At 52.5% G+C, this 13,815-nt stretch carries 13 protein-coding genes; 5 read left to right on the forward strand and 8 right to left on the reverse strand.

Annotated elements, in window-relative coordinates; all coding sequences use genetic code 11:
* Positions 1-21: 21 nt before the first annotated feature.
* Positions 22-735 (forward strand): ribonuclease PH, encoded by a 714-nt coding sequence (gene rph, locus CWE21_RS11120; RefSeq protein ID WP_126773212.1) that lies wholly within the window; start codon positions 22-24, stop codon positions 733-735.
* A gap of 49 nt (positions 736-784) precedes the next feature.
* Positions 785-1,429: an orotate phosphoribosyltransferase gene (gene pyrE / locus CWE21_RS11125; RefSeq protein WP_126834525.1), complete on the forward strand. Its 645-nt coding sequence runs from the start codon at positions 785-787 to the stop codon at positions 1,427-1,429.
* Between the two features lie 15 nt (positions 1,430-1,444).
* Here pyrE and CWE21_RS11130 read toward each other — a convergent pair whose 3' ends face one another.
* Positions 1,445-3,121: a type 1 glutamine amidotransferase family protein gene (locus CWE21_RS11130; RefSeq protein ID WP_126834526.1), complete on the reverse strand. Its 1,677-nt coding sequence runs from the start codon at positions 3,119-3,121 to the stop codon at positions 1,445-1,447.
* Positions 3,122-3,232: 111 nt separating this feature from the next.
* Between CWE21_RS11130 and CWE21_RS11135 the strand changes: the two genes are divergently transcribed.
* The 3 genes from CWE21_RS11135 to fieF are packed head-to-tail and all read left to right on the forward strand — an operon-like array spanning position 3,233 to position 6,153.
* Positions 3,233-4,735 (forward strand): type 2 periplasmic-binding domain-containing protein, encoded by a 1,503-nt coding sequence (locus CWE21_RS11135; RefSeq protein ID WP_126834527.1) that lies wholly within the window; start codon positions 3,233-3,235, stop codon positions 4,733-4,735.
* Positions 4,736-5,200, forward strand: a complete 465-nt coding sequence (locus CWE21_RS11140) for a tRNA (cytidine(34)-2'-O)-methyltransferase (RefSeq protein WP_126834528.1) — start codon at positions 4,736-4,738, stop codon at positions 5,198-5,200.
* The gene (gene fieF, locus CWE21_RS11145) at positions 5,200-6,153 is read left to right on the forward strand and encodes a cation efflux pump FieF (RefSeq protein WP_126834529.1); all 954 of its coding nucleotides are present in this window, start codon (positions 5,200-5,202) and stop codon (positions 6,151-6,153) included. Before CWE21_RS11140 ends, fieF begins: the two co-directional genes overlap by 1 nt.
* Here fieF and CWE21_RS11150 read toward each other — a convergent pair.
* From CWE21_RS11150 to glnA, 7 genes are all read right to left on the reverse strand, one after another.
* Entirely contained in the window at positions 6,083-7,114 is a 1,032-nt protein-coding gene (locus tag CWE21_RS11150; RefSeq protein ID WP_126834530.1) for an alpha/beta fold hydrolase, read from the reverse strand. The two genes, fieF and CWE21_RS11150, sit on opposite strands and share 71 nt — an antisense overlap.
* Positions 7,115-8,461, reverse strand: coding sequence for a sensor histidine kinase (locus CWE21_RS11155; RefSeq protein WP_126834531.1), 1,347 nt, complete (start codon positions 8,459-8,461; stop codon positions 7,115-7,117).
* 9 nt (positions 8,462-8,470) lie between these two features.
* Positions 8,471-9,148, reverse strand: coding sequence for a response regulator transcription factor (locus CWE21_RS11160; protein WP_126834532.1), 678 nt, complete (start codon positions 9,146-9,148; stop codon positions 8,471-8,473).
* A gap of 76 nt (positions 9,149-9,224) precedes the next feature.
* The gene (gene ntrC, locus CWE21_RS11165; protein WP_126834533.1) at positions 9,225-10,643 is read right to left on the reverse strand and encodes a nitrogen regulation protein NR(I); all 1,419 of its coding nucleotides are present in this window, start codon (positions 10,641-10,643) and stop codon (positions 9,225-9,227) included.
* A 3-nt stretch (positions 10,644-10,646) separates the two neighbouring features.
* Positions 10,647-11,744 carry a nitrogen regulation protein NR(II) gene (gene glnL / locus CWE21_RS11170; RefSeq protein WP_241970287.1) on the reverse strand — a complete coding sequence of 366 codons (1,098 nt, stop codon included), beginning with the start codon at positions 11,742-11,744 and terminating at the stop codon, positions 10,647-10,649.
* Positions 11,731-12,333 (reverse strand): DUF4124 domain-containing protein, encoded by a 603-nt coding sequence (locus CWE21_RS11175; protein ID WP_126834534.1) that lies wholly within the window; start codon positions 12,331-12,333, stop codon positions 11,731-11,733. Before CWE21_RS11175 ends, glnL begins: the two co-directional genes overlap by 14 nt.
* 40 nt (positions 12,334-12,373) lie before the next feature.
* Positions 12,374-13,786: a glutamate--ammonia ligase gene (glnA, locus tag CWE21_RS11180; protein WP_126834535.1), complete on the reverse strand. Its 1,413-nt coding sequence runs from the start codon at positions 13,784-13,786 to the stop codon at positions 12,374-12,376.
* Positions 13,787-13,815 lie beyond the last annotated feature (29 nt).

A 13,815-nucleotide genomic window follows, 5' to 3' on the forward strand; every position in this document is an offset into this window, starting at 1 on the left:
CCAGTATTTAAGGAGCCAGCCATGCGTCCAAGTGGCCGTACTGCCCAACAGATTCGTCCGGTGACCATCACCCGGAATTACACCCGCCACGCCGAAGGCTCAGTTTTGATCGAGTTCGGTGACACCAAAGTGCTGTGTACCGCCAGTGTCGATCGCAACGTACCGCGCTTCTTGAAAGGCAAAGGCCAAGGCTGGGTGACGGCGGAGTACGGCATGTTGCCACGCTCAACGCACAGCCGCATGGATCGTGAAGCGGCACGAGGTAAGCAAGGTGGCCGCACGGTTGAAATCCAACGTTTGATTGGTCGCTCATTGCGTGCTTGTGTTGACCTTGCAGCGCTTGGCGAGAACACCATCACTATTGATTGTGACGTGCTGCAAGCTGATGGCGGTACGCGCACAGCTTCAATCACTGGCGCTTGTGTGGCACTCGTCGACGCGCTGAATTGGATGCGCAAGCAGGGGTTGGTCAAAACGAATCCACTGAAAGGCTTGGTCGCTGCGATTTCAGTGGGCATTTACGATGGTCATGCGGTGGCTGACCTCGATTACCCAGAAGACTCGAAAGCCGAGACCGACATGAACGTGGTCATGACCGAAGCTGGCAAGCTCATTGAGGTGCAAGGCACCGCCGAGGGCGAACCATTCTCGTTTGAAGAAATGAACGAGATGCTCGGCCTTGCGCGTCACGCCATCCGCGAGCTGATGGACTTGCAGAAGCAAGCATTGGCGTAACATTATTGTTTTTCAAACATCGAACAGCAAACAGCGAGCAACGGGTTTCATGAAACAGTATCAAAAAGACTTTATTAGCTTCGCCATTGATCGTGGCGTGCTGAAATTCGGCGAATTCACCTTAAAATCGGGCCGCACCAGCCCTTACTTTTTCAATGCCGGCTTGTTTAATCACGGCGCTGACTTGGCCAAGCTAGGTCGTTTTTATGCGGCGGCGTTGCAAGACAGTGCGGCCGATTACGATGTGCTGTTTGGCCCCGCCTACAAAGGTATTCCGATTGCGACCGCAGCCGCCATTGCGCTGTACGATACCTACCAAAAAGATGTGCCGTATTGCTTCAACCGCAAAGAGAAAAAGGACCATGGTGAGGGTGGAAATCTAGTCGGTTCGCCGTTGCAAGGTAAAGTCATGTTGGTCGATGACGTGATCACCGCGGGTACCGCGATTCGTGAATCGATGGAGATTGTGCAAGCGAACAATGCCGAGTTGGCAGGCGTGCTGATTGCCCTCGACCGCCAAGAAAAAGGCAAAGGCGAGCTCAGTGCGATTCAAGAAGTTGAGAAGGACTTCGGCACTAAAGTGGTGAGCATCGTCAAACTCAATGATGTTATTGAGTACTTAAAAGATAGCCCCGAGTTGGCTCAGCATCTCGAGGCTGTCAAAGCTTATCGTGCACAATACGGCGTGGCCTAAACCACGCCCTCACGTTTAGAAGCTTTCAGAAGGCGCGTATTGCATGCCGATGCGCGCATTTTGCACCTGACACTCGGCACCCGCTGTTTGGGTTTTGGTGTCCTCACCGCCCATCAAGGTCATGGTGAATTGCTCCCACTTCACCTCAACCACCTCACGCTCGCGACATAACAGTCGCAATGAATCATACAAGCCGCGATTGGCGATAAAGTTCGTCGTCGGCTCGACTTGCACCACTTGGGCGTCTTCCGCAAAGGTGACAACGTTCACATCATTACCAGTGAAGGTACCACTTGAGCCCGCCATCAGATAATGGAAGGTCGCCGCAACCGCACGCTCGTTTTGCTGTGCGCCAGCGGCGAAAAACACCCCACGCTCACCGGCCACTTTGAAGTCACCGCTTCGTAGACTAACCAAAAGCGCAGTTTCAGCATCGATACCGACAGCTAAAAGCACCCGATTGGTAGCTGCGACACGCAATAAGCGACCATGGTTACCTTCCTCGCCCATGCGCGTATCGAGGGTACCCCAGCGGAATAGACCGGCGCCACCAATCGGGTGATAGGCGACACTATTTTCATTCAAGTTGCGTGGGCAGGTATCGTCTTTGTGACAACCTAAACCAGGCAAGCGTGTAGCGAATACACCTTCTTTAAGTGCTTCACGACTACTACCGCCCGCGATCATCGCTTGGCTGGTCATCACATTGGCAGAACGTCCTGCAGCGGCCACCACTAACTTCTCTTCAGCAACCCGCTCCGCGATGCCAACCGCCAGCGCATTGGGCTCGTTGAGTTCGGTCACTAATAACGGGCGCAATAAGTCTGGATTACCATCGGCAAAAAACAGCACGTCGGCATTGCGGATTTGGGTAAGTGCGTCACCAGCTTCGCAGAACGCCAGTTGACGAGCATGTAACTCGGCATGCACAACATCACGGCGAAATGCGCTCATTTCGCTTGCTCGGTAGTCATTCAAGGCTTCACAAGCATTCGCTTCACGCGCCGCTTTAACGGCCGCATCAATCGGCAGCCACGAGGCATCAGCACCAGCGCCGGCGAAGGCTTGCAGGTAGTAATTGACCAAATCCAAGCTATCCCGCTGGGCGGCGGTTACCACCAACACATGCGGCGTTTCTTCACCGCTTACTTGCTGGGCCTGCGACAAAATTTGTCGCATGTAGTCGATATTCACCTGACTCTTGGTCGCGGACAGATTCACACCGAACGCAGCATCGCGCGGAACTGGCATTTCCAGATGGTCGATAATAAGGTTCCAGTCTCGCTCAGATAACTGCTGATACAAGTATTGTGTTGCGCGACGGGTAAACTCTTCGGTAAAGCTGCGCTCAGAAATCACGTCTTGCTTCACGCGGTCACGAAGCAATTCGATGGCCTCTTTCAGATCGTCACGCGTGTCACGACGCAACGGCGACCAGTTTTTATCATCGAGCAAAGCTTCAACGTAAGGCCCGCTTAAATTCACATAGCGGTCATAGCGCATGGCGTCGCGATCAATCCAGTCGGTATCGGCGCAACGCTGCCAGGCCATGCTCGAACACACTTCCAGCGCGTCACCAAGTAACACCAACGGATAGAACTCCTGCTTCTTTTCAGCTTGCGCATGGCTTGCTGGTACCAGTGCGAACACGCTCAGCAGTGCTAAGCTGCAGGTGATTAGGGTTTTGCGCATGTACATACTCCTCGTTGACGTGCGTACTTTTTATACGTTACGGCTCTCGCTTATGACGCACAGTGTAACACCTTTTTTTGCCTACCCGAGGTGCTATACTGCAAGCCTAACTTGGCATTATTTATTTCGACCTTGGTTGGGGCGCAGAAGTTGCATACGATTTTCAATTCAAAACTCCTCAGTAAGCTTATCGTTGGGATCTGTTTCGTGCTTGCACCAGCCACGTTCTCACCTATTGCCGATGCTACTGAACAGCCGCAAGAGCTGGTATTTCGTATGCCCGATCCGTCACCGATCACTGAATATGCAGTGACTGTGATCACCGAGGTCTACAAAGAACTCGGCATCGAAATAAGCTTCGTCGAAATGCCGCGCGACCGCAGTCTTACGGAGGCCAACAAAGGCCATATCTCCGGTGAGTTGGGCCGCTTGCCTAACATTGGTGACGAATTTACCAATCTCGTCCGTGTCGACTTTCCGCTATTTGACTCGCGCGTGCTATTGGTCGCTGATCGTCGCGATTGTGGTCTGTGTAATTTCGAGGCCATTGAGAGCTATGCCTATATCGGCGGAACACACTCCGTCGAGAATGTTATTGCGCAGCAGACGGTCGAAAAGCCAAGTATTAAAGTGGTCAACTTTGAACAGCTACAAATGTTGTATGAAAATGACCGCGTACAGGCAGTTATTGTTAATGATTTCGAGGCCCAGCAACTGCGCTCGATTAGTAGTCCCTACACCATTACGGTGCCCTATACTCGCAATACCGGCTATCACTTCTTGTACAAGGACTATGCCTATTTAGTTCCGCAAGTTGAAGCTATCTTGGCCCGCATGGCGGCCAACGACCGTTTGCGCGAGATCGCCCGTGCGACCGGTGCTGAAATGCTCGCTGCGCCGATGGTTAGTAACACCTCCGAATTCGGCGCAATCAGCATCACTGCGGGTCTACGGGAAAATTATATTGAGATTGATGGCAGTGGTTACTATTGGGAGCTTATGCGTCGCGTTTTCACCCCAGCCAGTAGCCAAGTGGGGCTGTTTGCTAACGGCCCTACGCGCGCTTACCTTGGCTACGTTGACGAACGTTTCGATATTTTCGTTGGCGACTACACCGTGGCCACTCAAGACCATTCAATCAGTTCACGAAATCATATCGATTTTGACGAAGGGCTATTTTTGTTTGCGCGTGATGAAGAGACCCTAACCCAGCTCCAAGCGGGCGAGCACCCACGGCCGATCTGTCACATTCGTAGCTTCTCGTATAGTTATCTATTCCCCGAATCGACCACGTTTTATGCCGCTGATGACCAGCTCGACTGCTTTGCCATGCTTGATATGGGCCGTGTTGCAGGCGTAATTGACTATGGTAATCAGGCGCCTGAGTGGGGCGAGTACCCCTACAAGGTTGCGCAACTGCGTGACCCTTTGCCACTGCATGTGAAATTTCGCAATGATGCGCGCGGGCATGGGTTACGGGACTGGTTTGATAGTGAACTTCGACGCTTGGTCGAAAGTGGCGAAATCGCTGAGATTTACACCGAAGAAATGCTGCAACGCAGCAAATTTTATTTGAATATGCCCAAGGTAAATTCGCCGCAAGGAACGCCGTAAATGTTTCATATTGCTCTACACAATCCTGTAATGCCGGCCAATACTGGCAATATTATTCGCCTTAGCGCCAACAATGGTTGTCAATTACATTTGATTGAACCCTTGGGCTTTGACTTTGAAGAAAAAAAACTACGCCGTGCTGGCTTGGATTACCACGATTTAAGCAATGTGGCGCGCTACCCTGACTTCGCAACTTTTGCGCAAGCGATGGGCGAGCGACCGATGTTCGCTTGCACCACAAAAGGTAGCAGCAACTATACTGCGGTCGATTATCCTAGCGAGTGCGTGTTACTGTTCGGCTCTGAAACCAGTGGCTTACCTGACAATGTGCTCAGCCAATTTAGCCCCGAACAACGCATTCGCATTCCGATGATGCCGAACAATCGCTCGCTCAATCTTTCCAATGCGGTCGCGATCATCAGTTATGAAGCTTGGCGGCAACACAGCTTTGCTGGGGGCGCATAATGGCCAAACAACGTGATTATGGCTTTTGGGTCAAGGTTGCTACGCGGGCCTCAGTAAGCGTCGCCTTTACCCTGATTGTCGTAAAGCTATGGGCTTGGATCGCAACGGATGCGTCGAGTATGTTGGCATCGGCAACAGACTCTATGCTCGACGGACTTGCGTCTTTGTTTACCTTCTTTTCAGTCCGTTATGCGCTGCAGCCAGCCGATCGTGAACACCGCTTCGGTCACGGCAAAGCAGAGTCACTAGCGGCGTTGGTGCAGTCGGCGTTAATCACTGGTTCTGCCATGTTATTACTGGTCCACAGTGCACAACAACTCTGGCAAGGAAGTGTGGTGCAGCAAGCTGACATTGGCGTCTATGTGTCGCTGCTGGCCATTGCCCTTACATTCGGCTTAGTTATCCTGCAACGTGCGGCTATTCGTAACACTGACTCGAAAGCCATCGCCGCCGACCACCTGCATTTTCAATCAGACTTGTTGCTCAATAGCGCGGTGATTGCGGCCCTACTGTTGAGCGCTTATGGGTGGTATTGGGCGGATAGCGTATTCGCAATCTTGATCGCGATTTATCTAGCTTATGGCGCGATTCGTATTGGCTGGGAGGCTTTTCAGGGCCTCATGGACCGCGAATTACCTGACGAAGACAAAGCACAAATAGTTGCGGTGCTAAGCGCCACCAAAGGCATTCATGGCTGGCACGACTTGCGCACCCGCGCGTCAGGCCCTACCCGCTTTATTCAGTGTCATGTAGAACTGAAAGATGAGCTGTCTCTGAAGCAAGCTCATGATATTGCGGACGGCGCAGAACAGCGCTTACGTGAGTTATTCCCGGATACTGATGTGATTATTCACATGGATCCGCTTTCAGCTACCCCAGAATCTACCGGCTTTCCTGAAACCACGCCAACGTCTGCTGCAGCGTTGGCTGACGATACGCATCCGCCTCGATAAAAAGCTCATGTCGGGCACCCGGAATGATCTCTAAGCGACTTTTCGGGTGCGACAACGCACAGACAAATTCAGCTTGTCCGCGCGGGTCGACGACGGAATCGCTGCCGGCTTGTAGTACCAACACTGGAATGTGGATATCGGCAGCTTCAGCAATCGCCCGGCGACTTGCTGACAAAGCTTGCGAAACCCAACGAAAGCTTGGTCCGCCTAGTTTGACCTCAGGATGCTGTTGATATAACTGGCGGAATGTTTGATAGCGCGCCAGACTCTGACTCAGTTCATTTTGCGCAAATGGCACTTCAACATACTCTCCAGTACCAATAATAAACCACGGTCGTTTGGGCATAAGTAAGTTGTTCAATGCCGCGCCCGCATGCGCAAAACTGGCCGCTAACCAATGCGGTATCTTGCCAGTCTGGATGCCAAACATGGGAGAACATAGCACCGCATTTTTGACCTTGTGCGGGTAACGCGCCAAGTAGAGTGCAGCAATCGCACCGCCCATCGAGTGCGCCACTAATTGCAGCGGTAACGCTTGGCCATAATGCTCCTTTACGGCGGCTTCGGTGGCGCGGGTAAAAGCGGCAAAATCATCGACAAAATCATCAAAACGGTCGACATGACCATTGTGTTCATGGGCTCCGAGTCGGTCAGAATAGCCTTGCCCACGGTGATCTACAATTGCCGTGGCGTAGCCTAACTGCGCCAACTCCCACACCAATTCTGGATATTTGATGGCGCCTTCAATGCGCCCGGGGCTGAGCAACACAACAGCTTTAGCATTTTTCGGAAATATGTGGAAATAACGCAAGGTGACATGATGGGGACGTTCCATGTCATGCATCTGCACATGCTGACGCCAAAACGGCATGATCGTGTCATTGAAAAACGCCTGCCACGCGGACTTGTTGTCGTCGCTCGGCTTTTCACCGAGCGCTGTTACTAGGTCGATTTCGGACACTTACGTGCTCCTTTGTAAAATCACCGCTACTTCTAAACCACCTTCGGGATGATTACGTGCATCAATATGGCCGCCGAGCACGGCTGCGGCACGCAGACTAAGTGCCATTCCCAATCCAACGCCAGCTTTATGATTGCGCGATGGATCAGCACGGTAAAAAGGCGTAAAGAGCTGCGCCAGTTGGTCTTCGGGGACGCCTTGGCCATGGTCGCGTACCAAAATAGTGTAACTTTCTGGCGTCGCCTGGCAACTTATTTCGATTGCTTCGTCAGTGTATTGCAGCGCATTCCGAATCAAGTTTTCGAGTATCAAGCGCAGTAATTCAGGGTCACTGTCAATGACCGGCCAGTCGTCACTCTCATGTACCTGCAATCGTTGACCGTGTTGCGCATCCACATAGCCCAAGTCTTTCACAAGCTGCGACACTAGCTGTCGCACATCTACCGGTTCCGCTTGCAACTTTACTAAGCCATTTTCTAAGCGTGAAAGCGACAGAATGCGTTCGATAATCGTGCTGAGGCGTTCGAGGTCACGGCCCAATTGACCTAAATGTTGTTCGCGATCGATACTGTCGTCGTCATCTTGACTCAGCATGAGCGCAACCTGCATACGCGCTAATGGCGAACGTAGCTCGTGAGAAACATCCGAGAGTAAGCGCCGCTGCGCATCACGCGATACCGCAAGATCATATGCGGTGGTCGATAGCGCACGCGCCAACTCACCGAGCTCATCATTGCGTTTAGGCAAGCGTTTCAGCTCTGGCTTTTCACTGCCTTTAGCAATTTCGCGGGTGGCATGGGTTAGCCGCCGTAACGGCATCACCAACCAGGCACCAAGCAAGATCGCAATCGCTAAACTACCGATTAAAAGAGCCAGTGTCTGCACCCGCTGTGTTTGCTGCTCCGAAACCACTTGTTGCTCGCGCTCATCGGCAGTGATGGGTCGGGTGACTAACAAGCTATAACCATCAAGCTTGAAGGGACCAATGAGCATGCGATTGCCAATCGGCAGTTGCTGCGGCTCTTCGGCTTCAAGTTGCGACAATAACAGACGTCGGTGTGAGGCGCTTAAGCTGCGATCAAGCTGCAAACGCTCTTGTCCACTTGGGGCTAAGCTCGCTGCTACGCGATAATCACCGGCCAACAAGCGCCCGGGAGTCAGTGACCGAAAGGTATTTACATCAGAAAGCAGCGGCGCCAGCGAGGACTGCACCGCTTCGGGTACGGGGCTTGGCGCTATCGGCTTACTAAACCATAAGGCTAGCAAGTAACCACTGCTCGCCACTGCGAACAACAGCACCCAAAACAGGAACAGCAGTCGCAGCGAAAGCGAGTGATACCAACGCATCAGGAGGCCTTACGCGAATTGGATGATACGGTAACCGCGACCACGCACGGTCTGGATGCGTTCGGGATCCGTCGGCAGCTTTTTGCGGATATTACTAATATGCACATCAAGACTACGGTCGAAAGGTGCCAGCGAACGGCCAAGAGCGGCCACAGACAGTGCATCTTTGCTCACCACTTCGCCATGAGCGCGAACGAGGGTACGCAGAATATCGAATTCGGTGGGGGTCAGGTCGAGTTGCGTTTCATCACAAATCGCCGCGTTTTGCGCGGGATCGATCGTGAACCCTGCATACTCACTTTTCTCTGGACGCACGCTGGTATGCGGCGTGCGACGCAACAGTGCTTTCACCCGCGCCACCAATTCTTTCGGATAAAATGGCTTCGGTAGATAATCGTCAGCACCTAATTCGAGACCCGCCACGCGGTCGTCGTCATCACCACGGGCAGTCAACATCAGCACTGGCGTATTGCGTGCTTGTTGACGCAGCCGTTGCAGTAATTGAAAGCCATCGATACCTGGCAACATAACGTCGAGCAGGATCAGATCGAACGACCCGCTTAATGCGCGTTCCAAACCGGTCTCGCCGTCAGCGGCGAGGGTCAGCTGAAAGCCTTCCTTGGTGAGAATTTGCTCTAGCATACTGCTTAGTTCAGCATCGTCATCAACAAGTAATAGTTTGCTCATAAGTTACCCTGTGTTGTTATTGTAGCTCTTTACAGACTAAGCATTATGTAAAGACACCTCTAAATAGATAGTCTATTTACGCATCTTTTACGAACTCTTTGAGCTTGCGCGCGAGCGTATTTCGCCCCCAACCGAGTTTCTCGGCTGCGCGTTGCTTATGTCCGTTGGTACTTGCCAGTGCGGCATCTACAGCAATACGCTCTATCGTGCTAATCAGCTCACTTAAAATTTCGCTTTCGTTGCTCGCTAAACGCTGTTCGATCTCGCGTTGCAACGCGACTTGCCAGTTCTCGTTATGCGGCGAATTCAATGCCTCCGCTGTGCCTGTTTGTTCAAGGTCTTGGGGCAGGTCGGCAACGTCAACGCGACGTCCTGGCGCCATCACGGTTAGCCAACGACAGGTATTTTCGAGCTGTCGCACGTTGCCAGGCCATGGCGCTGCCTCGAGTTTGGCGAGGGCAGCAGGGGTGAGTTGCTTGGGTTCGGCATTCAGCTCGGTGGCCGCCTTGGCCAGAAAGTGCTGTGCCAACTGCGGTATGTCACTACGACGCTCGGCGAGCGTAGGAATTTGCAAGCGAATGACATTCAGGCGATGGAACAGATCTTCGCGGAACTCTTTCTCTTGCACGCGCTGTTCGACCTGCTGATGGGTGGCGGCGATGATACGCACATTAACCTGCACCGGCTCATAGCTGCCGACGGGGTAAAACTGGCCTTCGGCGAGCACCCTTAATAACCGCGTTTGCACCGCCAACGGCATGTCCCCGATCTCATCCAAAAACAAGGTACCGCCGTCAGCTTGCTCAAACCGTCCACGGCGACGTTGCGTGGCGCCAGTAAAGGCGCCCTTTTCATGGCCAAATAGCTCTGACTCGATCAAGTCAGCCGGAATCGCCGCCATATTTAACGCAATAAATGGTTTGTTGCTGCGGGGGCTGTGCTGATGGAGGGCGCGTGCAACGAGTTCTTTACCGGTACCTGAAGCGCCGGTGATCAGCACCGTAGCACTTGAATGCGAGAGCCGACCGATGGCACGAAACACATCTTGCATGGCTGGAGCGGCACCTATCATCCCCGAGACTTCGCCGGCGCCCTCAAGCTTGTTGCTCTCAGCTTGTTCGAGTTGCAACGCGCGGCTAATGGTGTGCACCACTTCGTCCATGTCGAAGGGCTTCGCCAAATACTCAAAGGCCCCGCCTTGAAAGGCACTGACCGCAGAATCGAGATCCGAGTGAGCGGTCATGACGATCACGCGCAGTTGGGGATAATGGCTTTGCATGTAATCGAGCACTTGCAACCCGTCGTCGCCCGGCATGCGAATATCGGTCAGTAGCACCAACGGCTGTTGTTGCTCTAACGCTTGATAAAGACTCGCGGCGTCGGCAAAGCTGCGACTCTGAATGTTGGCACGCTGCAAGGCACGCTCGAGCACCCAGCGAATCGAACTGTCGTCATCTAAAAGCCAAACAGGTTGTTCACTTTGTGCGCTCGCCATGCCTTACTCCTGTACTTGTGTTTGGCGTGTCTCGATATAGGGCAGATACAGCAAAAAGCGGGTATCGCCCGGCTCCGACAACAATTCAACTTTGCCCGCATGTTGATGCACGGCATTTTGGGTAATGGCCAGTCCGAGGCCAGTGCCCCCTGCACGTCCGCTTACCATCGGGTAGAACAGCGTTTCTTTGAGTTGTTCTGGCACTCCAGGGCCATTGTCTTGGATCTCAATGACCGCGCATTGGCGGTAACGTTGGCCGTACAATGTTTGCTGATGCAGCACCCGTGTACGCAAGAAGATCTTGCCCTTATTGGAACCTTGTTGCAGTGCCTCGCAAGCGTTCATGACCACGTTCAATATCGCCTGTTCAATGGCGTCTGCTGCCATTGTTAACTCGGGCAGGCTCGGGTCGTAATCACGAATAAACTCGATGTTCGCTGCGGCGCTCAACTTGGCGACCGCAATCACGCGCTCAATAACTTCATGGACATTGGTCGTCTCGCGCTGCGGTAACTCGTGTGAGCCCAACATACGGTCCACGAGGTTCCGTAGGCGGTCCGCCTGACTGATGATGAGGTCGGTATACTCATGTAACTCTTGATCTTTGAGCTCACTCGCAAGGAGCTGTGCAGCGCCGCGTAAACCACCTAATGGGTTTTTAATTTCGTGCGCCAAGCCGCGCACAATACTGTGTGCTGCTTGCAATTGTTGCTGCTGCGAATTCTCTTGGTTAATGCGCCGAATTTGATCGACTTGGCGCAACTCTAGCAGCACCTGGAATTCTCCGTTGTGGCTTTGCAACGGCTGCGCGATAAACTCGATGGTAATGCGTTGGCCATCGTGAAAGATCCAAGTGACATCGCTATCCGAGACGCTTTGTTGATCACGTAGGGCATGGCGCAGCACTTCGGGCTCAAGCGAGCTAAAACTAAATAAGCTGAAGAGAGGCGTGTTCAGTAGGCGTTTGCGACTGCCGTCTAATAAAGTTTCAGCGGCGGTGTTCATATAGCGAATGTGCAACTGGGCATCGAGTTGCACAATGGCGGTGAGCAACTGATCAAAATCTGGTTGCACCATTTTGGTGCAATCAGTTCTGGCCACTCGCGCCACCTATGTTCACGCCGTTTGAATTCAGTGCTGGGTTATAAATCGAAGCCTGATGGATAAAAATGACGGTGGTGTCGGAAACCGCAAGCTCGCTGCCGCTTTCATCAAATAATCTGACCCGCAAACGATGTTCGCCACGGTTCAGTTCGCGCAGGGTGACACCCGCAGCAGGGCCTTGATAGGCCAACTGATTGTCGACCCACAGCTCGTAACTCAAGCGCCCTTCAACATTGCGTGTGCGTGCCGCCCAAGCCACATCGACGATACCTTCATTGCTACGAATCGTTGCTTCATGAGCCGGACTGGTGATCTCGATACTCGCTTGAACACTGCCATCTTCACTCGCCTGGTCAGCGCTCTCACCAGTGTCTTCACTGCTTGTCGCAGCACGTTTGACCGGCGCAAACTCGCTTACCACGGACTCGACTTGAACTTCTTCGGAGCCAGCTTCTTTTTTATCGGTGTACACCACAGTGCCGTCTTCCAGCACCTTTTTGTAAACCTGAGCCTGGCTGGCGGGCGCACAAAAAAGGCTCACCATGACTCCAAGTAGCAGCGCTGCTGTTAACGATGTACGGGTCATAATGAGCCTCCTGTCGTGCTTTAGTTTTTATGACTAAGCATTAGACCGAATAATAAAGATCAAATTCAATCGGATGCGTGGTCATCTTCAAAGTCATCACTTCTTTCTGTTTCAGCGCAATGTACGCGTCGATCATATCGTCGGTCATTACGTCACCTTGCTTCAAGAAGTCGCGATCTTTATCGAGTGCTTCCAACGCCATTTCCAGCGAGTGACACACGGTTGGGATCTCTTTAGCTTCTTCCGCCGGCAAGTCATACAAGTCTTTGTCCATAGCGTCGCCAGGATGGATCTTGTTTTTGATACCGTCGAGGCCTGCCATCAACAAGGCAGTGAAACACAGGTACGGGTTCGCTGCTGGGTCAGGGAAACGTACTTCGATGCGACGTGCTTTCGCGCTTGCCACAAGCGGGATACGAATCGACGCTGAACGGTTACGGGCTGAGTAAGCTAACATGACCGGTGCTTCGAATCCTGGAACCAAACGCTTGTACGAGTTAGTTGCTGGGTTGGCGAATGCGTTGATGGCGCGTGCGTGCTTGATGATACCGCCGATATAGTAAAGTGCTGTTTCGCTCAAACCACCGTATTGGTCACCGGCAAACAAGTTTTTGCCGTCTTTCGCTAGTGACATGTGCACGTGCATACCTGAACCGTTATCGCCAACGATTGGCTTCGGCATAAAGGTTGCCGTCATGCCATAAGAATGAGCTACGTTGTGCACGACATACTTGTAAACCTGAATTTCGTCGGCTTTCTTGGTCAACGTATTGAAGCGAGTGGCCACTTCGTTTTGGCCAGCAGTCGCCACCTCGTGGTGGTGTGCTTCAACCACGAGGCCCATGTCTTCCATCACTTCACACATGGTGCTACGGATATCGTGCGCAGAGTCGACCGGTGGCACTGGGAAATAACCGCCTTTCACGCCTGGACGGTGTGCTAAGTTACCGTCGGCATATTCTTTACCTGAGTTCCACTTCGCTTCTTCAGCTTCGATTTTGTAGAACGAGCCGCTCATATCGGTGTGGAAACGCACGTCGTTGAATAAGAAGAACTCTGGCTCTGGGCCGAACAATGCGGTGTCAGCAATACCCGCGCTTTGCAAGAAAGCTTCGGCGCGACGCGCAATTGAGCGTGGATCACGGTCGTAACCTTGCATGGTGTCTGGCTCAAGGATGTCACAAACCACGTTCATGGTTTGCACATTTGAGAATGGGTCCAAGACGATAGAAGAACAGTCAGGCATAAGAACCATGTCTGATTCGTTGATACCTTTCCAGCCGCTGATTGACGAGCCGTCAAACATTTTGCCTTCTTCAAAGAAGTCTTCGTTGATCTGCGACACCGGGATGGTGACGTGTTGCTCTTTACCTTTGGTATCGGTAAAGCGCAAATCGACGAATTTTACTTCGTTTTCTTCAATAAATTGCATTACGTCTTGTGGTGTCGACATGGTTTGCTCCGTTGTTCGATGTTCGATGT

Origin of the sequence: Pseudidiomarina aquimaris, from assembly GCF_003987395.1 — a bacterium.
In the GTDB taxonomy this organism is placed as follows: Bacteria; Pseudomonadota; Gammaproteobacteria; order Enterobacterales; family Alteromonadaceae; genus Pseudidiomarina; species Pseudidiomarina aquimaris.

Excerpts from the sequence above, each read along its gene's own strand:
- CWE21_RS11160 (WP_126834532.1), bottom strand. The coding sequence starts at position 9,148 with ATGAGCAAACTATTACTTGTTGATGACGATGCTGAACTAAGCAGTATG.
- CWE21_RS11155 (WP_126834531.1), bottom strand. The coding sequence starts at position 8,461 with ATGCGTTGGTATCACTCGCTTTCGCTGCGACTGCTGTTCCTGTTTTGG.
- CWE21_RS11140 (WP_126834528.1), top strand. The coding sequence starts at position 4,736 with ATGTTTCATATTGCTCTACACAATCCTGTAATGCCGGCCAATACTGGC.
- CWE21_RS11175 (WP_126834534.1), bottom strand. The coding sequence starts at position 12,333 with ATGACCCGTACATCGTTAACAGCAGCGCTGCTACTTGGAGTCATGGTG.
- rph (WP_126773212.1), top strand. The coding sequence starts at position 22 with ATGCGTCCAAGTGGCCGTACTGCCCAACAGATTCGTCCGGTGACCATC.
- glnA (WP_126834535.1), bottom strand. The coding sequence starts at position 13,786 with ATGTCGACACCACAAGACGTAATGCAATTTATTGAAGAAAACGAAGTA.
- pyrE (WP_126834525.1), top strand. The coding sequence starts at position 785 with ATGAAACAGTATCAAAAAGACTTTATTAGCTTCGCCATTGATCGTGGC.
- fieF (WP_126834529.1), top strand. The coding sequence starts at position 5,200 with ATGGCCAAACAACGTGATTATGGCTTTTGGGTCAAGGTTGCTACGCGG.
- ntrC (WP_126834533.1), bottom strand. The coding sequence starts at position 10,643 with ATGGCGAGCGCACAAAGTGAACAACCTGTTTGGCTTTTAGATGACGAC.
- CWE21_RS11130 (WP_126834526.1), bottom strand. The coding sequence starts at position 3,121 with ATGCGCAAAACCCTAATCACCTGCAGCTTAGCACTGCTGAGCGTGTTC.